This is a genomic window from Serratia sp. AS12, from assembly GCF_000214195.1.
GTDB lineage: Bacteria > Pseudomonadota > Gammaproteobacteria > Enterobacterales > Enterobacteriaceae > Serratia > Serratia plymuthica.
On record NC_015566.1, the window covers coordinates 5,062,219 to 5,088,777 of the forward strand.

General features: G+C 56.7%; 24 protein-coding genes. 13 read left to right on the forward strand and 11 right to left on the reverse strand.

Going from position 1 to position 26,559, the window contains the following annotated elements; all coding sequences use genetic code 11:
- Positions 1 to 73: 73 nt before the first annotated feature.
- From SERAS12_RS23470 to pilM, 8 genes are all read right to left on the reverse strand, one after another.
- Positions 74 to 1,144, reverse strand: coding sequence for an SPOR domain-containing protein (locus SERAS12_RS23470; protein WP_013814832.1), 1,071 nt, complete (start codon positions 1,142 to 1,144; stop codon positions 74 to 76).
- A 158-nt stretch (positions 1,145 to 1,302) separates the two neighbouring features.
- Positions 1,303 to 2,400 (reverse strand): 3-dehydroquinate synthase, encoded by a 1,098-nt coding sequence (aroB, locus tag SERAS12_RS23475; RefSeq protein ID WP_013814833.1) that lies wholly within the window; start codon positions 2,398 to 2,400, stop codon positions 1,303 to 1,305.
- 95 nt (positions 2,401 to 2,495) lie between these two features.
- On the reverse strand, positions 2,496 to 3,017 hold the full coding sequence (gene aroK, locus SERAS12_RS23480) for a shikimate kinase AroK (RefSeq protein ID WP_004391482.1): 522 nt from the start codon (positions 3,015 to 3,017) through the stop codon (positions 2,496 to 2,498).
- A gap of 348 nt (positions 3,018 to 3,365) precedes the next feature.
- A complete protein-coding gene (gene hofQ / locus SERAS12_RS23485; protein ID WP_013814834.1) occupies positions 3,366 to 4,610 on the reverse strand; it encodes a DNA uptake porin HofQ in 1,245 nt (414 codons plus the stop codon).
- Positions 4,607 to 4,969, reverse strand: a complete 363-nt coding sequence (locus SERAS12_RS23490) for a DNA utilization family protein (RefSeq protein ID WP_013814835.1) — start codon at positions 4,967 to 4,969, stop codon at positions 4,607 to 4,609. The genes hofQ and SERAS12_RS23490 overlap by 4 nt, the downstream gene beginning before the upstream one ends.
- Positions 4,962 to 5,483, reverse strand: a complete 522-nt coding sequence (locus SERAS12_RS23495; RefSeq protein ID WP_013814836.1) for a hypothetical protein — start codon at positions 5,481 to 5,483, stop codon at positions 4,962 to 4,964. Before SERAS12_RS23495 ends, SERAS12_RS23490 begins: the two co-directional genes overlap by 8 nt.
- On the reverse strand, positions 5,476 to 6,012 hold the full coding sequence (locus SERAS12_RS23500) for a PilN domain-containing protein (protein ID WP_013814837.1): 537 nt from the start codon (positions 6,010 to 6,012) through the stop codon (positions 5,476 to 5,478). Before SERAS12_RS23500 ends, SERAS12_RS23495 begins: the two co-directional genes overlap by 8 nt.
- Positions 6,012 to 6,845, reverse strand: coding sequence for a type IV pilus biogenesis protein PilM (gene pilM / locus SERAS12_RS23505; protein ID WP_013814838.1), 834 nt, complete (start codon positions 6,843 to 6,845; stop codon positions 6,012 to 6,014). Before pilM ends, SERAS12_RS23500 begins: the two co-directional genes overlap by 1 nt.
- Positions 6,846 to 6,967: 122 nt before the next feature.
- On the opposite strand from pilM, the gene mrcA reads away from it, so the two are divergent.
- Positions 6,968 to 9,526 carry a peptidoglycan glycosyltransferase/peptidoglycan DD-transpeptidase MrcA gene (gene mrcA / locus SERAS12_RS23510; RefSeq protein WP_013814839.1) on the forward strand — a complete coding sequence of 853 codons (2,559 nt, stop codon included), beginning with the start codon at positions 6,968 to 6,970 and terminating at the stop codon, positions 9,524 to 9,526.
- Positions 9,527 to 9,579: 53 nt separating this feature from the next.
- Here mrcA and nudE read toward each other — a convergent pair whose 3' ends face one another.
- Entirely contained in the window at positions 9,580 to 10,140 is a 561-nt protein-coding gene (nudE, locus tag SERAS12_RS23515) for an ADP compounds hydrolase NudE (RefSeq protein WP_013814840.1), read from the reverse strand.
- A gap of 459 nt (positions 10,141 to 10,599) precedes the next feature.
- Here nudE and SERAS12_RS23520 point away from each other — a divergent pair, with 459 nt between their 5' ends.
- The 7 genes from SERAS12_RS23520 (at position 10,600) to SERAS12_RS23550 (ending at position 17,502) form a co-directional block, all read left to right on the forward strand.
- Positions 10,600 to 12,735, forward strand: a complete 2,136-nt coding sequence (locus SERAS12_RS23520) for an intracellular growth attenuator family protein (RefSeq protein ID WP_041416468.1) — start codon at positions 10,600 to 10,602, stop codon at positions 12,733 to 12,735.
- Positions 12,736 to 12,831: 96 nt separating this feature from the next.
- Positions 12,832 to 13,512, forward strand: a complete 681-nt coding sequence (gene yrfG, locus SERAS12_RS23525) for a GMP/IMP nucleotidase (RefSeq protein WP_013814842.1) — start codon at positions 12,832 to 12,834, stop codon at positions 13,510 to 13,512.
- Positions 13,509 to 13,916, forward strand: a complete 408-nt coding sequence (gene hslR / locus SERAS12_RS23530) for a ribosome-associated heat shock protein Hsp15 (RefSeq protein ID WP_013814843.1) — start codon at positions 13,509 to 13,511, stop codon at positions 13,914 to 13,916. The genes yrfG and hslR overlap by 4 nt, the downstream gene beginning before the upstream one ends.
- 25 nt (positions 13,917 to 13,941) lie before the next feature.
- Complete coding sequence (hslO, locus tag SERAS12_RS23535; protein WP_004951344.1) at positions 13,942 to 14,820, forward strand: Hsp33 family molecular chaperone HslO; 879 nt, start codon at positions 13,942 to 13,944, stop codon at positions 14,818 to 14,820.
- Between the two features lie 196 nt (positions 14,821 to 15,016).
- Positions 15,017 to 16,636: a phosphoenolpyruvate carboxykinase (ATP) gene (gene pckA / locus SERAS12_RS23540; protein ID WP_013814844.1), complete on the forward strand. Its 1,620-nt coding sequence runs from the start codon at positions 15,017 to 15,019 to the stop codon at positions 16,634 to 16,636.
- Between the two features lie 126 nt (positions 16,637 to 16,762).
- Positions 16,763 to 17,026, forward strand: a complete 264-nt coding sequence (locus SERAS12_RS23545) for a plasmid stabilization protein (RefSeq protein ID WP_013814845.1) — start codon at positions 16,763 to 16,765, stop codon at positions 17,024 to 17,026.
- The gene (locus tag SERAS12_RS23550) at positions 17,023 to 17,502 is read left to right on the forward strand and encodes a type II toxin-antitoxin system VapC family toxin (protein WP_013814846.1); all 480 of its coding nucleotides are present in this window, start codon (positions 17,023 to 17,025) and stop codon (positions 17,500 to 17,502) included. Before SERAS12_RS23545 ends, SERAS12_RS23550 begins: the two co-directional genes overlap by 4 nt.
- Positions 17,503 to 17,538: 36 nt before the next feature.
- On the opposite strand, the gene envZ is transcribed toward SERAS12_RS23550, so the two are convergent.
- Positions 17,539 to 18,909, reverse strand: a complete 1,371-nt coding sequence (gene envZ, locus SERAS12_RS23555) for a two-component system sensor histidine kinase EnvZ (protein WP_013814847.1) — start codon at positions 18,907 to 18,909, stop codon at positions 17,539 to 17,541.
- Complete coding sequence (gene ompR, locus SERAS12_RS23560) at positions 18,906 to 19,625, reverse strand: two-component system response regulator OmpR (RefSeq protein WP_004709363.1); 720 nt, start codon at positions 19,623 to 19,625, stop codon at positions 18,906 to 18,908. The genes envZ and ompR overlap by 4 nt, the downstream gene beginning before the upstream one ends.
- Before the next feature lie 406 nt (positions 19,626 to 20,031).
- Between ompR and greB the strand changes: the two genes are divergently transcribed.
- The 5 genes from greB to SERAS12_RS23585 all read left to right on the forward strand — a co-directional run bounded on the left by greB (position 20,032) and on the right by SERAS12_RS23585 (position 26,547).
- Positions 20,032 to 20,505 (forward strand): transcription elongation factor GreB, encoded by a 474-nt coding sequence (gene greB / locus SERAS12_RS23565; protein WP_013814848.1) that lies wholly within the window; start codon positions 20,032 to 20,034, stop codon positions 20,503 to 20,505.
- A 179-nt stretch (positions 20,506 to 20,684) separates the two neighbouring features.
- Positions 20,685 to 23,009: a Tex family protein gene (locus SERAS12_RS23570; RefSeq protein WP_013814849.1), complete on the forward strand. Its 2,325-nt coding sequence runs from the start codon at positions 20,685 to 20,687 to the stop codon at positions 23,007 to 23,009.
- A 686-nt stretch (positions 23,010 to 23,695) separates the two neighbouring features.
- Positions 23,696 to 23,920: a ferrous iron transporter A gene (gene feoA, locus SERAS12_RS23575; RefSeq protein WP_004951370.1), complete on the forward strand. Its 225-nt coding sequence runs from the start codon at positions 23,696 to 23,698 to the stop codon at positions 23,918 to 23,920.
- A gap of 72 nt (positions 23,921 to 23,992) precedes the next feature.
- Positions 23,993 to 26,308, forward strand: a complete 2,316-nt coding sequence (gene feoB, locus SERAS12_RS23580; RefSeq protein WP_041416659.1) for a Fe(2+) transporter permease subunit FeoB — start codon at positions 23,993 to 23,995, stop codon at positions 26,306 to 26,308.
- Positions 26,308 to 26,547 (forward strand): FeoC-like transcriptional regulator, encoded by a 240-nt coding sequence (locus SERAS12_RS23585; protein ID WP_013814851.1) that lies wholly within the window; start codon positions 26,308 to 26,310, stop codon positions 26,545 to 26,547. Before feoB ends, SERAS12_RS23585 begins: the two co-directional genes overlap by 1 nt.
- The last annotated feature ends 12 nt before the right edge of the window (positions 26,548 to 26,559 follow it).

The window sequence follows — 26,559 nt, forward strand, 5'->3', positions numbered from 1 at the left end:
ACTACGGCCGCAGCATCTACATCCCTACAATGCATGAAATCCATGCCCTGACTGCAGCTTGAAATCTATTGGGTTACTTTTTCAGGTCCTGCTGAACCTGACGTACAGGCTTGGCCCATGGCTTTTTCGCCTGAACATCCGCCGGCAGCGTCGCGATTGCGCGCTTGGCTTCAGCCGCAGAGGCGTAATTACCGCTCACCAGCACGTACCATGCTTTACCGTCACGCTGGGTCGCGTACACCTGATAATTCTGCAGTTTCTGCTGCTTGGCGTAGGCGTTCAACGTATCGGAACGCGAAGCGCTGCTCAACTGCAGGGTATAGTGGCTGGCCGGGGCAGACTGCAGCGAACTGCCGCTGCCGCTAACAACGCCCGCCTTGGCACTCGTCGTGTCTGCTTTGGCGCTCGTCGTGCCCGTTTTGCTGCTTACCGCTCCCGGTTTGGCGGAAGGAGCCGGGGTATACACCGTGGTTGGCGCTTTATGCTGCTGCGTCGTCGCCGGTTTACTGACGGTTTTTGCCGGTGTCTTGTGTTGCTGTGGCGCAGTGCCCTGAACCGGGCGCGTTGCTTCTTTCGCTGCGGTCGCAGCGGCGCCGTTCATCAGGGTGGCCGGAGCCGTAGGCAGCGTTGAAGCCGGGCCACTCATGCCCTGCGTCGCCGCATCAACCTGGCCCTGCTGGGCGGATAACGCATCCGACATATTGCCCGGCAGATCGACACGCTGCTGCGCGCCATCCTGCACCGGCTGCGGTTGCGCTTCTGTCGGCGTGCTGGAGATCGGTGGAACGCTGACGTTTTGCGGCTGTTGCGCAGAAGTGCTGCTCACGCCGTTATTGTCATTGGTATCGGTCGTGCCGCCTGGAACACCGGTATTACCGGCTGTCAGCGACGAAGAACCAGACAGGTTGATGTCTTTGGCCGCGCCGTTTTGCGCGCCTTCCTGTGTCGCTTCATGCTTGGTAGGCGCCTTCAACGCCGAGCCGATGCCGACAATCAGCAACAGCAGCACCAGAATACCGATGCCAATCATCAGGTGCTGACGCGAAACGGCGAAGCGTGGTCCCGGAGCTGGTTTACGCGAACGTGCAGGACGACGATCGCTGCTATCAGGTCTGAGATCGTCTTCCGGTTTAAACTCATCCATCTGAAACCCTCCAACTAGAGGCAAAAGCCCACCACCGTAGACCTACCGTGGTACGGGCAGATTAACCCGATGATGGCAAAGCGACATCAGTCATGCTTTGCACATTATTAATATAGATGTAAACAGCGGCTAAACCACTGTTACTTCGTCCGATTTACTCAGGCATTCCGTTCAGGCAAGCAAGCTGCGATAGAAGCAAGCACCACATCATGCCCAACTCCGCCACGAACTTCCGCCTGACCAATGGCCGTCGGCAGTACCAGACGCAGTTCGCCGGCCAACACTTTCTTGTCGCGCATCATGTGCGGCAAATAAGATTCCGGCGCCATTTCCTGCGGCCCGCACACCGGTAAACCAGCGCGCAACAACAGTGTTTTAATGCGTTCAATATCGCCAGCGGAGAACTGGCCGAGACGATGCGCGGTTTCCGCCGCCATCATCATGCCGGCAGCAACGGCTTCACCGTGCAGCCATACACCATAGCCCATTTCTGCTTCAATCGCATGGCCATAAGTATGGCCCAGATTCAGCAGCGCGCGCAGACCGCTTTCGCGTTCATCAGCGGCAACCACCTCGGCCTTCAGCTCACAGCAACGGCGGATACAATAGCCCAGGGCTGTCATATCCAGCGCAACCAACGCATCGATGTTGTTTTCCAGCCAGACGAAGAAATCACTGTCGAGAATGATCCCGTACTTGATCACTTCAGCCAGGCCAGAGGAGAGCTCACGCGCCGGTAAGGTTTTCAGGCAGTCCAGATCAACCACCACTGAAGCAGGCTGATAGAATGCGCCGATCATGTTTTTACCGAGCGGATGATTGACGGCGGTTTTACCGCCAACGGAAGAGTCCACCTGCGAAAGCAAGGTGGTAGGAACCTGAATAAAGCGGACACCGCGCTGATAGCAAGCCGCGGCAAAACCGGTAAGATCGCCCACCACGCCGCCGCCGAGCGCGATCAACGTGGTATCGCGACCGTGAGGCTTTTGCAGCAGCGCCGAGAACACCTGCTCAAGCACGGCAAGGGATTTATACTGTTCGCCATCAGGCAGAATCACCTGATCCACCATTACGCCCGCCTGCTCAAGCACCTTCCGGACCCGGTCCAGATAGAGCGGCGCCAAGGTTTGGTTGGTGACCAGCATGACCTGTTCACCCGCCTTTAGCGGCATAAAAGAAGCCGGATCGTTAAACAATCCGGCGGCTATGGTAATCGGGTAGCTGCGCTCCCCAAGCGTTACGGTAATTCTCTCCATGTCGCGCTCAGTTCTCAATGTGTGGTTTATCCCCGCTGTTGCGGGGAACACAATCAGTCTTTCCGCATTTGCCGTGGCGAACACGGAAACCGCAATCAGTTGCTTTCCAGCATATTGATAATCTGGTTGGCAACCACTTTAGCGCTTTGATCGTCGGTGCGGATGGTGACATCTGCAATTTCTTCGTATAACGGATTGCGCTCTTTCGCCAACGCTTCCAGCACTTCGCGCGGAGGAGAATCAACCTGCAGCAACGGACGCTTTTTGTCGCGCTGAGTGCGGGCCAACTGCTTCTCGATAGTGGTTTCCAAATAAACCACGACACCACGCGCCGACAGACGGTTACGCGTTTCACGCGATTTAACCGAACCACCGCCGGTAGCCAGCACAATCCCTTGCTTTTCCGTCAGTTCATTAATGACTTTTTCTTCACGATCGCGGAAACCTTCTTCACCTTCCACGTCGAATACCCAGCCCACGTCAGCTCCGGTACGTCGCTCAATTTCTTGATCAGAGTCGAAGAACTCCATATTGAGTTGCTGAGCTAACTGACGGCCAATAGTGCTTTTGCCGGCACCCATAGGCCCAACCAGAAAGATATTGCGTTTCTCTGCCATGTTTTTGGTATTACTAAGACTATTCGTTAATGTTAACCCGCCCCGCCAATCAAATCAGCGGCGGGACCTAAACTGAAACCTCATGAGCGATAGTGCGAGATCAGACGGAAAATTATCTCAACACTCTTGGTAGTTTGGCAACCGAATAAATCGCAATCCACGCCGCAGGAGGGAAACCATACGTTTTTAACGGCGTCTTGGCGTTAACAAAAAACCTCGGTGCTCAATTCGGTAACCCTTGTAAGCTAAATCGGCCGCAGCGTCAAACGCAGATGCCCCCAAGGTGAGAAAAAAGTGCATCTGCTCATCAACTTTAGGCGATTTCCACCGAACCTGACAGCTTGCTGCTCATGCCTTAATCAATGTCGGAGTAATGAATATCACCAGCTCGCGTCGTTTATGCTGTTTGGTGCTCTGTTTGAACAAGGAACCCAGCAGTGGAATATCCCCGAGCCCCGGTACCTTGTCCGCCCCCTGAGCGCTCTGGCGCTGAAATACGCCGCCCAATACAATGGTTTCACCGTCTTTCACCGTCACCTGGGTTTTGATCTCCTGCTTATCGATCGCCAGCGCCTCGCCGGCTGCCCGGGTGATTGAACGCCCAGGCATGTTCTGGCTGATTGTCAGCGTCAAAGTAATGCGGCCGTTCGGCAAAATTTTCGGCGTCACTTCCATGCCCAGCACCGCTTCCTTGAACTCCATTGATGTCGCCCCGCTGTGGCCGCTACTCACCTCATAGGGGATTTCCGTTCCCTGTTTAATGCTGGCGGTTTGCTGATGCGCAGTCAGCAAACGCGGGCTGGCGATGATTTCTACCTGGTTCTCTTGCTCCAGCGCCATTAACTCAAGGTCCAACAGACGCCCGCCGATGCGCGCCAGGTGGAAACCGGCATTGACCGCGCTACTCTCCAGCGGCAGACTCACGTTAAAGTCCCCCATCCGCAATGGCTTTGCGGCACCTTCATCCGGGGCCAAACCCCAACGCACGCCGAGCTCGCGCAAACTCTCACTGTTGATGGTGACGATATGCGCCGCCAGCTGTACCTGCGCCAATGGCGCATCCATTTCCGCGATGCGTTTGGTTAATAACGCCACAACCGAGGCGGTATCGCGGATCAGCAACGCATTAGTGCGTTTATCCGCCACCACGCTGCCGCGCTCGCTCAGCAAAATACTGCCCTGGGCATTCAGGTTTTCGGCAATCTCTACCGCATCTGCATGATTTAACGTCAAGGTTACGCTTTGCAGCGGCTGCTTTTGTGCCAACGCCAACAGTTGTCGTTGTTTTTCCTGTTCATCCGGTTCGGGAAACACCATCATGACGTTACCTTCCAGCGTCATCGACAGTTTTCCCATACGCAGGATCACCGCCAGCGCTTGCTGCCAAGGCACGTTATCCAACCGCAACGTCAGGTTGCCGCCCACGCCAGTCGCGGTGACCACATTGAGTTGCTGATAATCCGCCAGCGCCTGCAATACCAGGGTTACCGGGGCGTCCTGAAACGCCATCGATATCGGTTCCTTGTTCTGTGTCGCCATGCCCGCGGCAGCAATACCCCACAACACCACGCCCAGCCAAGTGCCTCCTTTCATTTTTTTTCTTCCTTATGGTTTCCCAATGTCAGCACCAGGGTATTGTCAGCCGCCGGACAAGCCGGATCTTCAGGACCTGCTTTCAACACCAACCGCCCCTCAAACACCTGTTCCACTCGCCAGCGCCCGCCCAGCAGGCTTTGCCGAGACGCTAAACGCAACCACTGCCCTGCGGGCGTGACCACCCAGGCATGGTGCGATGCTGCCTGCCCGACGGTGCCCTTCAAAAGCCAGTTTGCCGGCGATTCTCTCTGCGTCAGGCAATCAGACACGGGTGGCGGCATAAAGGGATTGCGCGGTTGCGCCATCAACGCCCACGGCAGCAACAGCCACCAAACCCCGTAACCTTTTTTATTCATCTGCGTTTACCGGAATGGCGTCTGCCGGTGCATCGAGTAAAGCGAAGTGCGCTGTCAGCCCTTCACCCTGCGCTTCAAGGGTCATGTGATCGATGCGAAATGCGGGAGGCAACGCCTCCAACAGCAGTAATAAACCGCCGTAATGCATATGAAGGCTCAGGGTTTGACGCTGGGGTTTTTCCTGCTGCTGCCAGCGTTGCAATGCAGCACCCGCCAACTGCAGCACTTGCGTCAAATCGCCATGAGCGGCGGGCTTGAGCGTATTCTGCTGCAGGCGAAGATTAATCTCCTCCAACGTTGGCATCTGGGCCAGTTGCTGTCTTAACGGCTCAATCTGCTCAATCAGACGCTGTTGCTCCGCCAATGTGCGCTCCCGCTGCTGCCATTTGCCGTGCAGAAAAAATATGCCGTACAGCAAAGCCAGGCAGCCCAACACCAATCCTTGCGCAACCAGCACCTTCCAACCCGGCAGGTTCAGCCAGTGCCTTGTCCAGAGCGGCAACGGCTTATCCATTCAGCCCCCATTGCGCCATCAGAGTGAATGAAAACAGGCCATCCTGGCGCTGTACCACGTCCGCCAGCCGGCAGCGCTGCAATAGCGGCAGTGCCGCCAACTGCTGCTCAAACTGAATGACAGCCCCATATCGGCGGCTGAGGCCCCGTAGCGTGATATTTTGTGCGTTGCTTTCCAAGGAGGTAAGCCACATCGGCGCAGGAAGAATGACCGAGAACTGCTGTAACAGCTGCAGATAACGCCGGTTGTGTGCCTGGTTCTTCCCCTGCTGATCCGCCTGCGCGGTTAAGTGAGCCAAACGCGCCATCGCCTGCTGGAGTTGCTGATAACGCTCCACCAACGCCGCCTGTTGCCGGGACAGCGCCGACAAAGCCTCATGCCGCTGTGTTTGTTGATAACTCATCAGGACAAAAACAACCGCCATTGCCGCCAGCATCAACGCCAGTTGCAATACGAAAATTCGTAACCAGAAGGCACAGCGGCGGCGCTGGGCCAGCCTGCGCCAGGGCAGAAGATTAACCTGATACATCAGCGATCCCCGCTGCGCAGCGCCAGCCCCCCGGCCAACACAAATGCCCCCGGCAATCGGGGCAACGGGGGCCGCAATTGGTTGAACGCGCTGAACGGTGACCATGGCAAACACCCCTGCGGAGGCGGCTCGTCCACCACGCTGCTGTAATAAATCGGATGCTCACCGATTGACGGGCAGGCTGCATGCATCGCCGCCAGCGCCTGGCTAGCATCGCCCTCCGGCAAAATGCCATAGGCAAAGGCCGTGCGACGCGGGGCGGTCCATAGCCACTCCCGATCGAGGCGGTGCAGCAAACCGGCTTCAGCCGGTACGCCTGCGGCAAATGCCATCATGTGCAAGGCACAAGGAGTGATGTCGACCACCTGCGGCCGTAAATTGGCCTGACGCAAACAATGCAGCCACTGCTGCAACTCTTGCTGACGCGCGGCGGTGAGCAACAAAGCGGCAGAGTCAGGCGGAGATTGGCGATAGTCCAGCGCCAACGTCTGGCTATCCAGCGGGAACTGCTTCAGGCCCTGGCGGGTAATATAATCACCGCGCGCCGGCTCTTTCAGCCTGGCATCCGGCATCGGCATCAGATGCTGCAAAACTCGCTGGGCAGGCAAAGCAATGCGTAAGCAAATATGTCTTGGCAACTGGACCCGCCATTGCCGCAGCGCGTGAGTCAGCACCTCGGGTTGTTCGAGACTCCCCTCACGCAGCACCGCTTGCGGCAACGTTTGCTGCCACCAGTGACGCAGTTGCCAACCGTTGCGGCGGCGCTGTGCCGCCAGGGCGCAAATGCGGTTACTTTGTATATCCAGCCCCACCTGCCATGCTTGAGATAACATATTTCGCCCGACCTCCATATCGTCAGATGATAAAAGAACATATCCATGTTGCAGGCTTGCCTTTATACTACCGCGCGGTTGTTTATAAACTGCCCAAATGACATGAAAATGGGAAATCTCAGGTGAAGTTCGTAAAGTATTTACTAATCCTTGCAGTGTGTTGCATCGTGTTGGGGGCAGCCTCGATTTTTGGCTTGTACAAATATGTCGAGCCGCAGCTGCCTGACGTTGCAACGCTGAAAGACGTACGGCTGCAGATACCGATGCAGGTTTACAGCGCCGATGGCGAACTGATCGCCCAATACGGTGAAAAACGTCGTATTCCGCTGAAGCTGAACCAAATTCCGCCGGTCATGGTGCATGCGTTTATCGCCACCGAAGACAGCCGCTTCTATGAACATCACGGCGTCGATCCGGTCGGTATCTTCCGTGCCGCCTCTATTGCACTGGTCTCCGGCCATGCGTCACAGGGGGCGAGCACCATTACCCAACAGTTGGCGAGAAACTTCTTTTTAAGCCCGGAACGCACCCTGATGCGCAAGATCAAGGAAGCCTTCCTGGCGGTACGCATCGAACAGATGCTGACCAAAGACGAAATCCTCGAGCTGTATCTGAACAAGATCTACCTGGGTTACCGCGCTTACGGCGTGGGCGCTGCAGCGCAGGTCTACTTCGGCAAAGACGTCAGCCAACTGACCTTGAGCGAAATGGCGACCATCGCCGGCTTGCCTAAGGCGCCATCAACCTTCAACCCGCTTTACTCGCACGATCGCGCCGTGGCTCGTCGCAATGTGGTGCTGTCGCGCATGCTGGATGAGCATTACATTACCCAGGCTCAGTACGATCAGGCCCGTGGCGAAGATCTGGTGGCCAACTACCATGCGCCGGAAATCAACTTCTCCGCACCCTATCTCTCCGAGATGGTGCGTCAGGAGATGATCAAGCGTTACGGTGAGAACGCCTATACCGACGGTTACAAGGTCTATACCACCGTCACCAAAAAGTTGCAGTTGGCGGCGCAGGAGTCGGTACGTAACAACGTGCTGGCGTATGACATGCGTCATGGCTACCGCGGCCCGTCCAACGTGCTGTGGAAAGTGGGTGAGGCGGCCTGGGATCAAAAACAGATCGTCGATTCACTGAAAAACCTGCCGAATTATGGCCCGCTGGTGCCTGCAGTCATCACCCAAGCGGCCGCCGATGAAGCAACGGCCATGCTGTCCGATGGCAGCAATGTTGCCTTGCCAATGGCCACCATGCGCTGGGCGCGGCCGTTCAAGTCCGACACGCAGCAAGGCCCAACGCCAAAACGCGTGACCGACGTGGTGCAGGCCGGTCAGCAGGTGTGGGTACGCAAGGTGAATGAAAACTGGTGGCTGTCACAGGTACCGGACGTCAACTCTGCGCTGGTGTCGATCAACCCGAATGATGGCGCCGTTAAAGCGCTGGTCGGCGGGTTTGACTTCAATCAGAGCAAGTTCAACCGCGTTACCCAGGCGCTGCGTCAGGTCGGCTCCAACATCAAGCCGTTCCTGTACACCGCAGCGATGGACAAAGGCCTGACCCTGGCCACGATCCTGAACGATCTGCCGGTCACCCGCTGGGATGCCGGTGCCGGTACTGACTGGCGGCCGAAGAACTCACCGCCAACCTACGACGGCCCTATTCGCCTGCGTCAGGGGTTGGGACAATCGAAGAACGTAGTGATGGTGCGCGCCATGCGTGCAATGGGTGTCGACTACGCGGCGGAATATCTGCAACGTTTCGGTTTCCCGGCGCAAAACATCGTGCACACCGAATCGCTGGCGCTGGGCTCGGCTTCGTTCACCCCGATGCAACTGGTGCGCGGTTATGCGGTACTGGCGAACGGCGGTTATCTGGTCGACCCGTATTTCATCACCAAAATCGAAGATGAAACCGGCAATACCGTATTTGAAACCAGACCCAAAGTGGTCTGCGACAGCTGCAATCTGCCGGTAATTTATGGCGATACCCACCGTTCCGCCGTACTTTCCGACGATAACGTCGAAAACGTCGCGACGTCGCAGGAAGGCGGTAACGGTAACGTACCGATGCCGCAACTGGAACAGGTTACGCCGGCTCAGGTGCAGCAGGATGGCGATCTGCAATATGCGCCGCATGTAATCAGTACCCAGTTGGCGTTCCTGATGCACGATGCGCTGAACAGCAACATCTTTGGCGAACCGGGTTGGATGGGAACAGCCTGGCGCGCCGGACGCGATTTGAAGCGGCATGATATCGGCGGTAAAACCGGGACCACCAACAGTTCAAAAGACGCCTGGTTCTCCGGCTATGGCCCCGATACCGTCACGTCGGTCTGGATTGGTTTCGATGATCATCGCCGCGACCTCGGCCGTGCAACGGCTTCCGGCGCCATCGAAGATCAAATCTCCGGCGGTGAAGGCGGTGCGAAAAGCGCGCAACCGGCATGGGATGATTTTATGAAAATCGCGCTGGAAGGCATTCCTGAGCAAAAAGTCACCCCACCACCGGGTATTATCAGCGTCACCATCGACAAAAGCAGCGGCAAGCTTTCTGGCGGCGGCGGCGGCAGTCGCTCCGAATACTTTATCGAAGGTACTCAGCCGACAAGCTACCCGACGCGGGATACCGGCACTACGTTGACGGACCCCGGCGGCGAAAGCCACGAGCTGTTCTAATGGAAAAGGGCCAGAGAAATCTGGCCCTTTTTTTATCGACGGAGATAGGGGATTTATGTCTGGCGCGAGCCGCGCAGAAATGCCTCGGTGAGGAACAGTGCACTGACATTGCGCGCCTCGCGGAAATCAGGCTCCGCCAGCAATGACATCATGTCGGCTATCGGCCAACGCACCTGCGGCAAGGGTTCAGGCTCATCGCCTTCCAGGCTCTGCAGATAGAGATCGTTCGCCAACACAATATTCATTTTGCTGGAAAAATAGGACGGCGCCATGGTCAGTTGGCTGAGGAAATCGAAGCGTTTGGCGCCAAAGCCCACCTCTTCCATCAGTTCACGGTTGGCCGCCTCCAGCACGCCCTCTCCCGGGTCGATCAACCCTTTGGGGAAACCCAGCTCGTAAGATTCGGTGCCCACCGCATATTCGCGGATCAGCAGCAGGTCGTCGCCAATCACCGGGACAATCATCACGGCTTCCCTTTCTGAAGGTCGCATCCGCTCATACACCCGCCGTACACCGTTACTGAACTCCAGATCGACCGACTCAACGTTAAATAAACGCGAACGTGCGACCGTTTCCACTTTCAGAATTTTAGGTTTTTGCAGGTGTTTATCCATGATTGCCTCAAATGAGTTATCCGGCGGTGCGCCACAGCATCAGAGATGATGACGCGGATAACCAGAATAATGATTGGCGTGGCGCAGATGCGCTCAAACGCTGACCAAATTCGATCTTGATCACATTGTGCGTTAATGAGAACCTTTGTCGCAACGAGCACAAGCTGTAATTTACTTTTTTTTAACAAGCCTAGCCAGCTACCCGCCGATTTTCTGTACCCATTCAGCAAAAAGAGAGCATTAAAATAGGATAATGCCGATATCGACTGCTGCCCCCGGTTGCTATCATCGCGTAGAGGAGACACGGCAACCGAGCAGATATATTGCATCGATAAATGAGATCGCGACAGAAAATCTGTTCCTCCCTCATTGTTCTAAGTGCCTGCTGGCCGTTTACTCCGTATAATATTCAACGTTTCATCAGGTTGGTGAGGTTCACGGGTGCAAGATGGGGATAGCATGAGCACAATAGCGTTGATATTGGCCTTAGTGCTTGCCTGCCTGATTGCCGCCGGCCTGTATCTTTGGTTTAAAGCCCGCAATCAGCCGATGCTGACACGTGCCCTGCCCTTTATCAAACCCACGCACCGCAAGCTGTCCGGCGAAGAACGCATGGCTGTTGAGCATTATCTCAGTCTGCAGAATATGCTCAGCAACAAACTGTTGCCCGGCAGCAGCCCGTCGCTGCCTTCCGCCAAACTGGCGCTGACCCCACAGAGCGATAACGTTTATCCCGTCACCCACGCCATTACTCGCTATGGGCTGGCCAGCGATGAACCCAATAAGTGGCGCTATTATCTCGATGCCGAAGAAGTGCATCTGCCGCCGTTCTGGGAGCAATACATCAGCGCCGATAACCACGTTGAAGTGATAAAAACCCAGACGCTGCCCCTGGTCATTTCACTCAATGGGCATTCGCTGAAAGATCATATCCACGATCGGCCGCAACCGCCGGTAGTGACGGCAACGCCAGCCAAAAACGCCTCGATCCGCAAGGAAGAAAGCGAACACATCGAGTTGGTGAACATCCGTAAGGAAACCCCCGAAGAACACACGTTGAATCGCCCGAACGGCATCAAGGAAGCCGGCATCATCTCCGCCGCCCTGCTGTTGCTGTTTTTCAGCCTGATAAGCCCGGTGTTGGTCATTCCCTGGATGATTTTCGTCGCCGTGCTGACCATCGCCTGGGGCTGCTGGAACCTGTTCCGCCAGCCGGCCGCGCGTGAACTGAAAGAGGTGCACTGCCTGCGTGGCACCCCAAAACGTTGGGGACTGTTTGGCGAATCCAATCAGGGGCAGATAAGCAACATCTCGCTCGGTATCATCGATCTGATTTACCCACCGCACTGGCAGCCTTACATCACCCAGGATCTGGGGAAAACCACCGACGTAGATATCTATCTTAACCGTCAGGTGGTGCGTCAGGGGCGGTTTCTTTCCCTGCACGATGAGGTGAAAAATTTCCCGCTGCAGCAATGGGGCAAAAACGCGGTTCTGATGGCCAGTTCGTTGCTGATACTGGTGTTACTGCTGACCTATATCCCGCTGAGCCTGCCGCTGAAGCTGAGCACGGCCTGGCTGCAAGGCGCGCAAAAAATTGAGGTGACCAATGTGCAAGCGTTGGAAGGCACAACCTTGCGCATCGGGGACCAGTTGAAAGCCCAGGGTAACGGCATGTGTTATGTGCCACCGCTGACCAACGGCACAAACGCCTCCAACTTTATGCCTTTCGATTGCTCGGGAATTTACTGGAACACCGCCGCACCGCTGCCGCAACCGGAGTCGGAAGTCATCGACAAGGCCTCGGCGTTGCTGGCGGCAGTGAATACCCAGCTGCATCCTGAAGTTGCCGAACAGAAGCTCAACCCGCAACTGGCCAGCGCAATTGAAAAGTCGGGCATGATACTGCTGGATGATTTTTCCGGTATCGTGCTGAAAACGCAGGATCTGTGCCAAGCGGAAAATGACTGTGTCCGGCTCAAGAATGCGTTGGTGAACCTGGGTAACGTCAAAAACTGGAATACCCTGGTGAAACGCGCCAAATCAGGCTCGCTGCAAGGGGTTAACGTCCTGCTCCGGCCGGTGAGCGCCGAATCGCTGGAAAGCCTGACCAAAGTTGCCGCCTCCTCGTTCGTGTACAACGAAACCCGGCAGGCCGCAGCGGCGCTTAACAGCCCGCCACCGGGTGGCTTCCTGATCAGCAGCGATGAAGGCAAACAGTTGGTGAACCACCCGCAGCCGGCGGTGCCGTTAAACGAATACAATGCGCTTGAGCAGTGGAATGAACTGCAACGCCTTGCCGGCATGTTGTTGCATACGCCATTCGAAGCCCAGGGCGTCATCACCAACATCAGCGTCGATGCCAACGGCACCCGCCACATCGCGCTGCATAGCGAACCGGATATGATCACCCTGTGGCGCTATCTGGGCACCAGCCTGCTGTTGCTGGCGGTCATGGTCATTCTGGGTTACAACTCCTGGCGGTTCGCGCAGCGTTATCGCCTCAACCAGCACCGTATCGCCGATATCCAGCGCTACTACGAAAGTTGCTTTAACCCGCAGCTCACCCCAATGTCATTGCGGCCGATGGCCTGAGTCACTCGCCGATTTCGGCCCTGTCATCAGCTTATGCTACGCTAACGCTATTATCCTTATCCTGCGGACCGCCGACGGTTCGCCTATGGAGTTTTCATGGTTCCCGAGTTTGACTGGCATGAGATCGACACCGTCCTGCTGGATATGGACGGCACCCTGCTCGATCTGGAGTTCGACAGCCATTTTTGGCTGCGTCTCGTGCCACAGGCATTAAGCGAACAACGCGCTATCCCGCTCGACGAAGCAAGCCAGATTATTCATCAGGAATATGTGGCGGTGCAGCACACCATGAATTGGTACTGCTTCGATTACTGGAGCGAACGGCTCGATCTGGACATTTATCGCATGACCAGCGAAGTGGGCAACCGCGCCCGTCTGCGCGAGGATACCGAGCCCTTTTTACAGGCCTTACGCGCGGCTGGCCATCAGACTATTTTGCTGACCAATGCCCATCCGCACAGCCTGGCGGTAAAAATTGAGCATACCGGTTTGGATCGGCACCTTGATTTATTGCTTTCCACCCACACATTTGGTTATCCGAAAGAAGATCAGCGTTTGTGGCAGGCCGTTCAGCAGCACACCGGTTTTGATCCGCAGCGCACGCTGTTTATCGATGACGGCGAGCCTATTTTGGACGCCGCCCGCAGTTTTGGCATTCGCTACTGCCTGGGCGTACAGAACCCGGATTCCAGCATGGCGGAGAAAACCTTCCGGCACTATCCGTCGATGCGCGACTACCGCCTGTTGATACCGGCGCTGGAAAAGGGCAAACGATGAAAGAAAAAGCAACGCGGGACGACGCGGTCCGGCTGGACAAATGGCTCTGGGCGGCTCGTTTCTATAAGACTCGCGCGCTGGCGCGGGACATGATCGACGGCGGCAAGGTGCACTACAACGGACAACGCGGCAAGCCGAGCAAAATTGTCGAGATCAATGCAGAGATCAGACTGCGCCAGGGCAATGAAGAACGCACAGTGATCGTGCTGGCCCTCACCGGTCAAAGGCGCGGCGCCGACGAGGCGCAGCAAATGTATCAGGAAACCGAGGCCAGTATCGCCAACCGAGAGAAAATGGCGATCGCGCGCAAGATGAATGCGTTGACCATGCCGCACCCGGACCGCCGTCCGGACAAGAAAGAGCGGCGCGACCTGATTAAATTTAAATTTGGTGAGCAGGAATAAGCCCTCACCGCAATGAGAGAAAACTATGTCCAACCATGACCAATTGCACCGTTACCTGTTTGAAAACTACGCGGTGCGCGGTGAGCTGGTTACCGTCAGCGAAACCTATCAGCAGGTACTGAACAATCACGACTACCCGGCGCCGGTACAAAAGCTGTTGGGTGAACTGTTGGTCGCCACCAGCCTGCTGACGGCAACCCTGAAGTTCGACGGCGACATCACCGTGCAAGTGCAGGGCGACGGTCCACTGAAGCTGGCGGTGATTAACGGCAACAATCGCCAGGAAATGCGGGGCGTGGCGCGCGTACAGAGCGACATTGCTGACGACAGCACGCTGCATCAGATGATTGGCAACGGCGTCATGGTGATCACCATCGCGCCTACCGAAGGCGAACGCTATCAGGGCGTGGTCGCGCTGGAAGGCGAAACCCTGGCCGAGTGCCTTGAAGCCTACTTCCGTCAGTCCGAGCAGTTGCCAACCCGCCTGTTCATTCGTACCGGCGAGTCAGAGGGCAAACCGGCTGCGGGCGGTATGCTGTTGCAGGTACTGCCGGCGCAAGACGGCAATGCCGATGATTTCGATCATCTGGTGCAACTGACCAACACGGTGAAAAGCGAAGAACTGTTCGGCCTGCCGGCCAATGAGGTGCTGTATCGCCTGTACCATCAGGAAGAAGTCACCCTCTACGAACCGCAGGACGTGATCTTCCGTTGCACCTGTTCACGCCAGCGTTGCGCTGACGCCCTGATTACGCTGCCGGCCGAAGAAGTGGCTCAAATGCTGGAGCAGGACGGCAATATCGATATGCACTGTGACTACTGCGGCAATCACTATGTCTTTGACGCAGTGGATGTTGCAGCACTGTACACCGGTAATACCGGCGAAAGCGAACAGTTGCACTAAGTAACACCTCGCATCGGCGGGTGCACCCTGCACCTGCCGGTTTTCCCCGTTTGCACGCTTGCTTTTTTCCGTGGACTATCTCTCAGATCGTAACGAAAAACCGCCTAAAACGTTAATTATTTGATACCTATCGCGGTTACGCGCTGCTGAATCCCTACAATTGGCGCCAGAAATTCTGTGACCAAGGAGTAGTGACATGCGTGTTAAAGGTATAACCCCTCAGGAGCTGGCCGCTTATGGCATTCATAACGTCGGCGAAATCGTTTACAACCCGAGTTATGAACTGCTGTTCAAGGAAGAAACAGACCCGTCTCTGGAGGGTTTTGAACGTGGGGTCGTGACCAAGTTGGGCGCCGTATCCGTCGACACCGGTATTTTTACCGGCCGTTCCCCGAAAGATAAATACATCGTCCGTGACGACATCACCCGCGACACCGTCTGGTGGGCCGATCAAGGTAAAGGCAAAAACGACAACAAACCCCTCAGCCCTGAAATCTGGGCAGACCTGAAACAGCTGGTCACCACGCAGCTCTCCGGAAAACGTCTGTTTGTAGTAGATACTTTCTGCGGCGCCAACGCCGACTCCCGTCTGAAAGTGCGCTTTATCACTGAAGTAGCCTGGCAGGCACACTTCGTGAAAAACATGTTCATCCGCCCGTCTGACGAAGAGTTGCAGGATTTCGAGCCGGACTTCGTGGTGATGAACGGCGCCAAGTGCACCAACCCGAACTGGCAGCAGCAGGGTCTGAACTCGGAAAACTTCGTCGCGTTCAACCTGACCGAACGCATGCAGCTGATTGGCGGCACCTGGTACGGCGGCGAAATGAAAAAGGGTATGTTCTCTATAATGAACTACCTGCTGCCGTTGAAAGGCATCGCTTCCATGCACTGCTCGGCCAACGTGGGTGAGAAAGGCGACGTGGCCGTGTTCTTCGGCCTGTCCGGCACCGGCAAAACCACTCTGTCCACCGATCCAAAACGCCAGTTGATTGGCGATGACGAACACGGCTGGGATGACGACGGCGTATTTAACTTCGAAGGTGGCTGCTACGCCAAAACCATCAAATTGTCTGAAGAAGCCGAGCCGGAAATCTATCACGCCATCAAGCGCGATGCGTTGCTGGAAAACGTTGCCGTGCTGGCAGACGGCACCATAGATTTCAACGACGGTTCAAAAACCGAGAACACCCGCGTTTCCTACCCGATCTACCACATCCACAACATCGTCAAGCCGGTTTCCAAAGCGGGTCATGCCACCAAGGTGATCTTCCTGACTGCGGACGCCTTCGGCGTGTTGCCACCGGTCTCTCGCCTGACCGCGAACCAGACTCAGTACCACTTCCTGTCCGGTTTCACCGCCAAGCTGGCCGGTACCGAGCGCGGCGTGACCGAGCCAACCCCGACCTTCTCCTCCTGCTTCGGCGCAGCTTTCCTGACGCTGCACCCAACGCAGTATGCTGAAGTGCTGGTAAAACGCATGCTGGCCGCCGGCGCACAAGCCTACCTGGTGAACACAGGCTGGAACGGCACCGGCAAACGCATCTCCATCAAGGATACCCGCGGCATTATTGACGCAATCCTCAACGGTGAAATCGATAAGGCAGAAACCATTACTCTGCCAATCTTCGATCTGGCGATGCCGACCTCACTGCCGGGCGTCAACCCGGATATCCTGGATCCACGCGCTACCTACGCCAACCCTGAACAGTGGCAGGAAAAAGCGCAGGATCTGGCCGAGCGTTTTATCACCAACTTCGACAAATATACCGATACGCCTGCGGGCGCAGCGCTGGTCAGCGCCGGTCCAAAACTGTAACCTTCTCTTTTTACAGCTTCAGCTAAGGCGTGGATTCCACGCCTTTTTTTATTTTTAACGGTTGTTTTTTAGCCAGATAAGCGAGATGATAATGCAGTGCAATCATTGACAGCAAAGGAGATTTCAATGGCTACCATAACCGTCAGAAATCTGGACGATGACATAAAGGAATTGCTGCGTATTTCGGCAGCGAAAAACGGCCACTCCATGGAGGAGGAAGCACGCATGATTTTGAAACAGGCTCTGGTGAAAAAACCGCCGCGCTATGGGCTGGGAACGCGTATCCATCAACATTTTGCCGAGTTGGGTGGCGTTGAGCTGGAGATCCCACCGCGCGATAAAACCCCGGCGCGCATTGTCACCTTTGACGATGATGATGACCAGGTATGATCATTCTCGATACTAACGTGGTTTCTGAACTACTGCGTCCAGCCCCTCACTACAATGTTTTAAAATGGCTGGATGAGCAGGATACCTACGAATTTTATCTCAGCGCGATCGTGGTTGCAGAACTCTATACCGGCGTTGCCTGTATGCCCGAGGGTAAAAAGCAGACTGAATTGCAAAACAATCTCAGCACAATGCTGCAAGAAGAGTTCGTAGAAAGGATTTTGCCCTTTGACGCCGAGTGCGCCATACGGCATGCGGAATTAATGGGTGCCAATCGCCGTCGGGGCACGACCGTCAGCATTATTGATAATCAGATAGCCGCAACATGCCTGCATTACGGCGCTACCCTGGCCACGCGTAACACCAAGGACTTTATACACAGCGGTGTCACCCTCACCGATCCCTGGTTAATGGGGCATACCCGTCGCCTGCATGAAGAAGCGGCAGAATACTACGTGATGAGCAGAAAACCCTGACGAGGCCGCAGCGAGACGGCCCTCTGTCAGCAGGTATCATGCGTTCTCTTTCGCCGCCTGATGCCCATTGACCGACTCTTTTTTCTCCATCGGCAACGGAATATAAGCCCTGATCAACAGCCCGCCGCGTTCGCTGGTGCCGATATCCAACGCGCCGTGATGACCGTCGATAATGCGCTGCACGATCGCCAGGCCAAGCCCGGTTCCGCTGGTGCTGCGCGCGCTGTCGCCGCGGACAAACGGCTGCAGCAGGTGTTTCAGCTCTTCAGGTTTGATGCCCGGGCCGTCGTCCTCCACCTGGAACCAACCGCGTTGCAGTTCACGCCCGCTACTGACCTTGATCCAGCCGTTACCGTAACGCGCCGCATTCACCACCATGTTCACCGCCGCACGCTTAATCGACAGCGGATGCACATTCATCATCAGTTCACCCGGCGCAATGGCGGTTTCGATAACCCGCTCATAGCCGCTCTCGGCCGCCACGACTTCGCCCAGAATCGAGTTCAGATCGCTGAGCTCGGTTTGCATCTCCTGGCCGGTACGCAGATAGTCGATAAACTGCTCGATGATGGCGTTGCACTCTTCGATATCTTTATTGATCGACTCCGCCAGATAGCCATCTTCGGTGCTCATCATCTCGGTCGCCAAGCGGATACGCGTCAGCGGCGTGCGAAGATCGTGACTAACGCCGGCCATCAGCAGCGTGCGGTCGTCGGCCAGTTGCTTGACGCCCGATGCCATCTGATTGAAGGCCCGCGTCACCGAACGCACTTCCGAAGCGCCGTATTCACGCAGCGGCGGCGGGATAATGCCTTTGCCCACCTGCAAAGCCGCGTGCTCCAACTCCACCAGCGGGCGGTTCTGGATACGGATAAACAGCCAGGCACCGCCGATAGCCAGCAGCATAATCGCCAGGGTATAGCGGAACAGCGGCGAGAAATCGCCCTGGTGAATTTCAGTGAGCGGAACCCGCACCCAGATATCAGGTTGCAGCCAGGTTTTCAGCCACACCACCGGGGAGTTCTTGTTCACTTCCACCCGCACGTCGGTCGGCCCGCCGAGCTGCTGCGCCATCTGTTGGCTGAGGAATTGATAGTGCTGCGCCCAGCGCAGCCCGCTCTCCTCCGCCGCCGAGTTGGTGTACAGGGAAATCCCCAACTCACGGTAAATCTCACGGCGAAACGCCGGCGGCACTTCCAGCAATGTGCCATCTTCCAGCTGCAACCGATCGGTCATCAGCATACGCACTTCGTAGGCCAATACCTTGTTGAACTGCTGCAAACTGGGCAGGATGGCGAAGTTCAGCACCACCAGATAGGTCGTCACCAGGCTGACGAACAGCAAGGTGACGATCAACAGCAGGGTTCGGGCAAACGAGCTACGCGGTGAAAAGCGCAATCGTCTCATGCCTTGCTGCCGTCCGGGACGAAGACGTAGCCAAGACCCCAAACGGTCTGGATATAGCGTGGATGTGCCGGATCTTCTTCAACCATGCGGCGAAGACGGGAAATTTGCACGTCGATGGAGCGTTCCATCGCGCTGTATTCACGGCCGCGCGCCAGGTTCATCAGCTTGTCGCGCGAAAGCGGCTCACGCGGATGGCTCACCAACGCCTTCAACACCGCAAACTCACCGCTGGTCAATGGCATAGGCTCATCTTCGCGGAACATTTCACGGGTGCCCAGATTCAGTTTGAATTTGCCGAAGGCAATCACCGCTTCTTCCTGCGAAGGCGCGCCTGGCAGTTCGTTGGCCTGACGGCGCAATACCGCACGGATGCGGGCCAGCAGTTCACGCGGGTTGAAAGGTTTTGGGATGTAGTCGTCGGCGCCGATTTCCAGCCCAACGATACGGTCGACCTCTTCGCCTTTGGCGGTCACCATGATGATCGGCATCGGGTTGCTCTGGCTACGCAGACGGCGGCAGATGGACAGCCCATCTTCACCCGGCAACATCAGGTCCAGCACCATCAGGTGGAAAGATTCACGAGTCAGCAAGCGATCCATTTGCTCAGCGTTGGCGACGCTGCGAACCTGAAAACCCTGTTCGGTTAAATAACGCTCTAAAAGCGCACGCAGGCGCATGTCATCATCGACGACCAGAATCTTATGATTCTCTTGCATTGTATTACTCCCAAAGGCTTTATTGCCTGACGTGAATATTGTTAAAAAACCCTGTCATTTCGGACAGCGTTTAATGGTATATATTCTAGACGAAATTGTTACAAAGCTTATTCTTTTGCCCATTTATCAACAATTTTCATCAAAATGCCGGCGACGGTTCGTCAAAATCCCGATATTTTTAGACTGAATTTGGGATAACGCCGTTAATCGACCAAGGGCGATGCCCCATAAATTTCAAGTTGCGGCCGGGCGGCTGGTTCGGCAGTGTAACTCAGGCGAGGCGATAAAAAACGTCAGCGGTCGGCAATTTTGCGAGCCGATGCTTTATTGAGCGCTAATTGCATCCAGCAACGCCAAGCCAAAGCACCGTCATGCAACCTTTGAAATCCCCATAAGGCAGAAAACAATGAGAACGCAGCTGATAACCCGCGAGGGTTACGACAAGCTCAAGCAAGAGCTGGACTTTCTCTGGCGTGAAGAGCGACCGGAGGTCACCAAGAAAGTGACCTGGGCCGCCAGTCTCGGCGACAGAAGTGAAAATGCCGATTACCAGTACAACAAAAAACGATTGCGGGAAATCGATCGCCGCGTCCGCTACCTGACCAAATGTCTCGCGCAGTTGAAGATTGTCGACTATTCGCCGCAGCAGGAAGGCAAGGTGTTCTTCGGCGCCTGGGTGGAAGTGGAAAATGAGAATGGCGAGAGCAAGCGCTTTCGCATTGTGGGCTACGACGAAATTTTTGGCCGCCGGGACTACATCTCCATCGATTCGCCGATGGCCCGCGCCCTGCTGAAAAAAGAGGTGGGGGATGCCGCCACCGTCAACACCCCGGTGGGCGATGCGCTGTGGTATGTGAATGAGATCGAGTACGTGAAGTAAGATTCGGTTTTTTCCGAGCGGCCGCGCAGGTGGCCGCTGTCCCGCGGGGCTTGCGGCAGCGGCCCCCCGCGTAACCTCGGCGCATCGGGCAAAGACGGGCAGCGCCACTGGCATTTTTGCCGATCAATCCGTATAACTGTCCCCCTGTTTCCTAACCGTTCTCAACAGATACCAGACCTATGAATGACCCACTGAGCCGCATTATTGCAACAGAACTGCAGGCCCGGCCGGAGCAAGTTGACTCCGCCATCCGTCTGCTGGATGAAGGTAATACCGTGCCTTTTATCGCACGCTATCGTAAGGAAGTCACCGGGGGCCTGGACGACACCCAACTGCGCCAGCTGGAAACCCGCCTGGGTTATCTGCGTGAACTGGAAGACCGCCGTCAGACCATCCTCAAATCGATCGACGAGCAGGGTAAACTGACCGAACAGCTGGCGGGGGCGATCAACGCCACGCAAAGCAAAACCGAGCTCGAAGACCTCTACCTGCCGTACAAACCCAAACGTCGTACCCGTGGCCAAATCGCTATCGAAGCCGGCCTGGAGCCATTGGCCGACACCCTGTGGCAGGATCCGCAGCAACAGCCGGAACAGTTGGCCGAAGGCTACGTTGACGCCGACAAGGGCGTGGCGGATGTCAAAGCCGCCCTCGACGGCGCGCGTTACATCCTGATGGAGCGCTTCGCCGAAGACGCCGCGCTGCTGGCCAAGGTACGTAACTACCTGTGGAAGCACGCCCACCTGGTGTCCAAAGTGGTGGAAGGCAAAGAAGAAGCCGGTGCCAAGTTCCGCGACTACTTTGATCACCATGAGCCTATTGCCCTGGTGCCTTCACACCGTGCATTGGCGATGTTCCGTGGCCGCAACGAAGGCGTGCTGCAGTTGGCGCTGAACGCCGATCCGCAGTTTGAAGAAGCCCCGCGCGAAAGCCAGGCGGAGCAAATCATCATCAGCCACCTCGACCTGCGCCTGAATAACGCCCCGGCCGACGCCTGGCGCAAAGCGGTGGTCAACTGGACCTGGCGCATCAAGGTGCTGTTGCATCTGGAAACCGAATTGATGGGCACGGTGCGCGAACGCGCGGAAGACGAAGCCATCAACGTTTTCGCCCGTAACATGCAGGATCTGCTGATGGCCGCACCGGCCGGCATGCGCGCCACCATGGGCCTGGACCCCGGTCTGCGCACCGGGGTAAAAGTGGCGGTGGTGGATGCAACCGGCAAGCTGGTTGCCACCGATACCGTCTACCCGCACACCGGCCAGGCCGCAAAAGCCGCCGCCATCGTCGCCGCGCTGTGCATCAAACACAAAGTGGAGCTGGTTGCTATCGGCAACGGCACAGCGTCGCGTGAGACGGAGCGTTTTTACCTTGAATTGCAGCAGCAGTTCAGCGACGTCAAAGCGCAGAAGGTGATCGTCAGCGAAGCCGGCGCCTCGGTGTATTCCGCCTCCGAACTGGCGGCGCTGGAATTCCCGAACCTCGACGTCTCGCTGCGCGGGGCCGTCTCCATCGCCCGCCGTTTGCAGGATCCGCTGGCCGAGCTGGTCAAAATCGACCCGAAATCCATCGGCGTCGGCCAGTACCAGCACGACGTCAGCCAAAGCCAACTGGCGAAAAAACTGGACTCGGTGGTGGAAGACTGCGTAAACGCCGTCGGCGTCGATCTGAACACCGCCTCAGTGCCGTTGCTGACCCGCGTGGCCGGCCTGACGCGCATGATGGCGCAGAACATCGTTACCTGGCGTGATGAAAACGGCCGCTTCAGCAACCGCGAACAACTGCTGAAAGTCAGCCGCCTGGGGCCGAAAGCCTTTGAACAGTGCGCCGGCTTCCTGCGCATCAACCACGGCGACAACCCGCTGGATGCCTCAACCGTTCACCCGGAAACCTACCCGGTGGTCGAACGCATTCTGGCCGCCACCCGGCAGGCGCTGCAGGATTTGATGGGTAACCCGGCAGCAGTGCGCAGTCTGAAGGCCAGCGACTTCACCGACGACAAATTCGGTGTACCGACGGTCACCGACATCCTGAAAGAGTTGGAGAAACCGGGCCGCGATCCGCGTCCGGAATTCAAAACCGCCACCTTTGCCGAGGGCGTGGAAACCCTCAACGATCTGCAGCCGGGCATGATTTTGGAAGGTTCGGTCACTAACGTCACCAACTTCGGCGCCTTTGTGGATATCGGCGTACATCAGGACGGCTTGGTGCATATCTCCTCGCTGGCGGACAAGTTCGTCGAAGATCCGCACACCGTGGTGAAAGCCGGCGACATCGTCAAAGTGAAGGTGATGGAAGTGGATCTGCAGCGCAAGCGCATCGCACTGAGCATGCGTCTGGACGAGCAACCGGGTGAAGGTTCGCCACGTCGCGGTGGCGGCAATGCACCGGCGAAGGATGCCCCATCCCGCGCGCCGGCCAATAAGGCCAAACCGCGCAACAGTTCACCGGCCGGCAACAGCGCCATGGGTGATGCGCTGGCTGCGGCATTCGGTAAGAAATAGCAGGTGCACGGCACGGCCGGGGCGAATACATTCGCCCCTGTCACTGGCGCAGTGCTGCATACGGAAAGACCAAAGGTACACAGGGCGGAGCCGGCTCCGCCCTTTCTCAAAAAATAGCGTCGCTATTTTTTGACCCGCCTCAATAAACCCGCTTATTTTTCCTGAGCGATAAATGCCCGGTTTTTAAGCCTGAAAATAACGTCGAATCCCGGTTCATTAACACCGTTATTAACATGGCGTTTTCATTTTGGCATTTCCCAGCGAAACACAAATGGTTAGCGCTCGTATTCCGCAGACAAGATGTTACCGAATAAAACGCAGGCTCGCCGCCACACCGTCTAAAAACCACTCAATCTGTCGTTAAGTTTTGCAAATCAGAAAAAATCGCTGCAATTACGTAACTGATTTAACTCGCCATTCGCATTTGCCCCCCTGCAGACCAGGTGATAGAAATAAAGGCATCAGGCAATCCGATCGCTAAGTGTCGGTGCTATAACCGTTGGTTACCAATACCCCTACTTTTTGTATTGAATACGATAACTATTCTCACTATTATTGCGTTGCGTGTTCACTGCATTACCTCATGGATTGAAAACGTCGGCAGCCTGCGATCCTCATCGCGACGCTTCGTCTGGAACGTTCTTTTATCGTCATCGGCCCAAGACCAGGGGCTCTGAGAAGGTTATATGCATCTTCAACCTAAACGCTCTTATAAAATTGCCGGTTTCTCCAATGACATCGGTCCGGCCTATCGCCAGAAGCTGTTATCGCTCGGCATGCTGCCTGGCTCATCGTTCGAGGTGGTGCGCGTCGCGCCGCTGGGGGACCCGATAGAAATAAAAACCCGCCGCGTCAGCCTGGTGCTGCGCAGGAAAGATTTGGCCCTGATCCTGCTCGACGGCCAATCCTGACTCTGCGCCCTCGTGCCCCGGCCGCGCCCCACCGCCCGGCTCAATGTCCATTGACTGATATCACGCGAAATGATGAAAAAACTCACTATTGGCTTAATAGGCAACCCCAATTCCGGTAAAACTACGCTGTTCAATCAGTTGACCGGGGCTCGCCAGCGGGTCGGCAACTGGGCAGGCGTGACGGTAGAGCGTAAAGAAGGCCAGTTCACCACGCCGCAATCCCAGGTCAAACTGGTCGATCTGCCCGGCACCTATTCGCTGACCACCATCTCGGAGCAAACCTCGCTCGACGAGCAAATCGCCTGCCACTACATCCTGAGCGGCGATGCCGATCTGCTGATCAACGTCGTCGACGCCTCCAACCTTGAGCGCAACCTGTATCTGACGCTGCAACTGCTGGAACTGGGTATCCCCTGCATCCTCGCGCTGAACATGCTGGATATCGCCAGAAGCCAGCAAATCGACATTGATATCGCTGCGCTGTCGGCACGCCTCGGCTGCCCGGTGGTGCCTCTGATCTCCACCAAGGCCGACGGTATCGGGGCGTTGAAGCAAATAATCGACCATCATCGGTTTAACGATCTGAAAGCGCTGGTGGACTATCCACCGGTACTGTTGAAGGAAATGGCTACCCTGAGCGATGCCATGCCGGAGGCGCTGCCGACGGAACAACGCCGCTGGCTGGCGCTGCAAATGCTGGAGGGCGATATTTACGGCCATCAATTGGCCGGCAACGCCACCGCCCTGCTGCCTGCCGCCAGGCTGGCGCTGCAACAGCAGCAACAAGAAGATCCTGCGTTGGTGATTGCCGATGCACGCTATCAGTCGATAGCCACCCTGTGTGATGCGGTCGGCAACTCGCAGCAGGCGATGCCAAACCGCCTGACCGAAACGCTGGACAGGGTGATCCTCAACCGCTGGCTGGGGGTGCCCATCTTTTTGCTGGTGATGTACCTGATGTTCTTGCTGGCGATCAACCTCGGCGGCGCGCTGCAACCGATCTTTGATATCGGTTCGGCGGCAATCTTTATCCAGGGCATCCAATGGCTGGGCTACAGCCTGCACTTTCCTGAATGGCTGACGATTTTCCTGGCGCAGGGCGTCGGCGGCGGCATCAACACCGTGCTGCCGCTGGTGCCGCAAATCGGCATGATGTATCTGTTTCTGTCCTTTCTCGAAGACTCCGGCTACATGGCGCGTGCAGCCTTTGTCATGGACCGCCTGATGCAGGCGCTTGGGCTGCCCGGTAAATCCTTCGTGCCGCTGATTGTCGGCTTCGGTTGCAACGTGCCGTCCATCATGGGCGCCCGCACGCTGGATGCCCCGCGCGAACGCTTGATTACCATCATGATGGCACCGTTCATGTCCTGCGGCGCCCGGCTGGCGATCTTTGCGGTGTTTGCCGCCGCCTTCTTCGGCCAGGACGGTGCGGGCGTGGTGTTCTCGCTGTATATGCTCGGCATCGTGGTGGCGATCCTCACCGGGCTGGTACTGAAGTACACCATCATGCGCGGCGAAGCTTCGCCGTTCGTCATGGAATTGCCGGTTTATCATGTGCCGCACCTGAAAAGCCTGCTGCTGCAAACCTGGCAGCGGCTGAAAGGCTTTGTGCTGCGCGCCGGGAAAGTGATCGTGATCGCCAGCATCTTCATCGGCGGCCTGAACAGCTTTACGTTCAGCGGCAAGCCGGTAGACAACATCAATGATTCCGCGTTGGCGTCGGTGTCCAAGCTCCTGACGCCGCTGCTGCAACCGATGGGCGTGCACAGCGACAACTGGCAAGCCACCGTTGGGCTGGTGACCGGGGCCATGGCGAAAGAAGTGGTGGTCGGCACGCTGAACACCCTGTACACCGCTGAACACATCAATAACACCGAGTTTGATGCCGCCAACTTTACCCTTTTGGGCGAACTGAGCGGCGCAGTGGAGACCACCTGGCAAGGGCTGAAAGACACCTTCAGCCTGAGCGTGCTGTCCAACCCCATCGAGGCCAGCAAGGGCGACGGGGAAATGGGCGTCAGTTCCATGGGCATGATGAGCAGCAAATTCGGCTCCGGCATCTCCGCCTACAGTTACCTGATCTTTGTGCTGCTGTACGTGCCCTGCGTCTCGGTGATGGGCGCTATCGCCCGTGAATCCAGCCGCGGCTGGATGACGTTCTCCATTCTCTGGGGGCTGAACGTGGCCTACTCGTTGGCCACGCTGTTTTACCAGACAGCCACCTTCAGCCAGCATCCGCGCTACAGCCTGACGGCCGTCGCCATCGTGGCGCTGTTTAATCTGCTGATCCTGTTCTGCCTGCACCGGGCGCGCAGCCGGGTAACGGTGCGTCTGGGCAAGGCTACGCCTGCCGCCTGTTGCCAGGATGCCCAGGGTAACTGCCACTGATGGCCGGCCTGCTGCAGATCCGCGATGCGTTGGCGCTGCATGGCAGCGCTCAGGCGCAACAACTCAGCCGCCAGTTGACTACCCCACTGCCGCTGGTGCTGGCGATGCTGGAACGTTTAACGGCGATGGGAAAAGTGGAACGGGTTGAGCAGGATAACAGCGCCTGTCTGAGCGGCAGTTGCAAAAGTTGCCCGGAGGGCAAGGGGTGCGATACGGTGGTGTATCGGTTAAAACGCTAAAAACCGGGGCGC

Excerpts from the sequence above, each read along its gene's own strand:
- greB (WP_013814848.1), top strand. The coding sequence starts at position 20,032 with ATGAGAACGCAGCTGATAACCCGCGAGGGTTACGACAAGCTCAAGCAA.
- aroB (WP_013814833.1), bottom strand. The coding sequence starts at position 2,400 with ATGGAGAGAATTACCGTAACGCTTGGGGAGCGCAGCTACCCGATTACC.
- ompR (WP_004709363.1), bottom strand. The coding sequence starts at position 19,625 with ATGCAAGAGAATCATAAGATTCTGGTCGTCGATGATGACATGCGCCTG.
- SERAS12_RS23495 (WP_013814836.1), bottom strand. The coding sequence starts at position 5,483 with ATGGATAAGCCGTTGCCGCTCTGGACAAGGCACTGGCTGAACCTGCCG.
- hslO (WP_004951344.1), top strand. The coding sequence starts at position 13,942 with ATGTCCAACCATGACCAATTGCACCGTTACCTGTTTGAAAACTACGCG.
- pckA (WP_013814844.1), top strand. The coding sequence starts at position 15,017 with ATGCGTGTTAAAGGTATAACCCCTCAGGAGCTGGCCGCTTATGGCATT.
- nudE (WP_013814840.1), bottom strand. The coding sequence starts at position 10,140 with ATGGATAAACACCTGCAAAAACCTAAAATTCTGAAAGTGGAAACGGTC.
- aroK (WP_004391482.1), bottom strand. The coding sequence starts at position 3,017 with ATGGCAGAGAAACGCAATATCTTTCTGGTTGGGCCTATGGGTGCCGGC.
- pilM (WP_013814838.1), bottom strand. The coding sequence starts at position 6,845 with ATGTTATCTCAAGCATGGCAGGTGGGGCTGGATATACAAAGTAACCGC.
- feoB (WP_041416659.1), top strand. The coding sequence starts at position 23,993 with ATGAAAAAACTCACTATTGGCTTAATAGGCAACCCCAATTCCGGTAAA.
- SERAS12_RS23470 (WP_013814832.1), bottom strand. The coding sequence starts at position 1,144 with ATGGATGAGTTTAAACCGGAAGACGATCTCAGACCTGATAGCAGCGAT.
- SERAS12_RS23520 (WP_041416468.1), top strand. The coding sequence starts at position 10,600 with ATGAGCACAATAGCGTTGATATTGGCCTTAGTGCTTGCCTGCCTGATT.
- SERAS12_RS23545 (WP_013814845.1), top strand. The coding sequence starts at position 16,763 with ATGGCTACCATAACCGTCAGAAATCTGGACGATGACATAAAGGAATTG.
- hofQ (WP_013814834.1), bottom strand. The coding sequence starts at position 4,610 with ATGAAAGGAGGCACTTGGCTGGGCGTGGTGTTGTGGGGTATTGCTGCC.
- SERAS12_RS23550 (WP_013814846.1), top strand. The coding sequence starts at position 17,023 with ATGATCATTCTCGATACTAACGTGGTTTCTGAACTACTGCGTCCAGCC.
- SERAS12_RS23490 (WP_013814835.1), bottom strand. The coding sequence starts at position 4,969 with ATGAATAAAAAAGGTTACGGGGTTTGGTGGCTGTTGCTGCCGTGGGCG.
- SERAS12_RS23570 (WP_013814849.1), top strand. The coding sequence starts at position 20,685 with ATGAATGACCCACTGAGCCGCATTATTGCAACAGAACTGCAGGCCCGG.
- feoA (WP_004951370.1), top strand. The coding sequence starts at position 23,696 with ATGCATCTTCAACCTAAACGCTCTTATAAAATTGCCGGTTTCTCCAAT.
- yrfG (WP_013814842.1), top strand. The coding sequence starts at position 12,832 with ATGGTTCCCGAGTTTGACTGGCATGAGATCGACACCGTCCTGCTGGAT.
- hslR (WP_013814843.1), top strand. The coding sequence starts at position 13,509 with ATGAAAGAAAAAGCAACGCGGGACGACGCGGTCCGGCTGGACAAATGG.
- envZ (WP_013814847.1), bottom strand. The coding sequence starts at position 18,909 with ATGAGACGATTGCGCTTTTCACCGCGTAGCTCGTTTGCCCGAACCCTG.
- SERAS12_RS23500 (WP_013814837.1), bottom strand. The coding sequence starts at position 6,012 with ATGTATCAGGTTAATCTTCTGCCCTGGCGCAGGCTGGCCCAGCGCCGC.
- SERAS12_RS23585 (WP_013814851.1), top strand. The coding sequence starts at position 26,308 with ATGGCCGGCCTGCTGCAGATCCGCGATGCGTTGGCGCTGCATGGCAGC.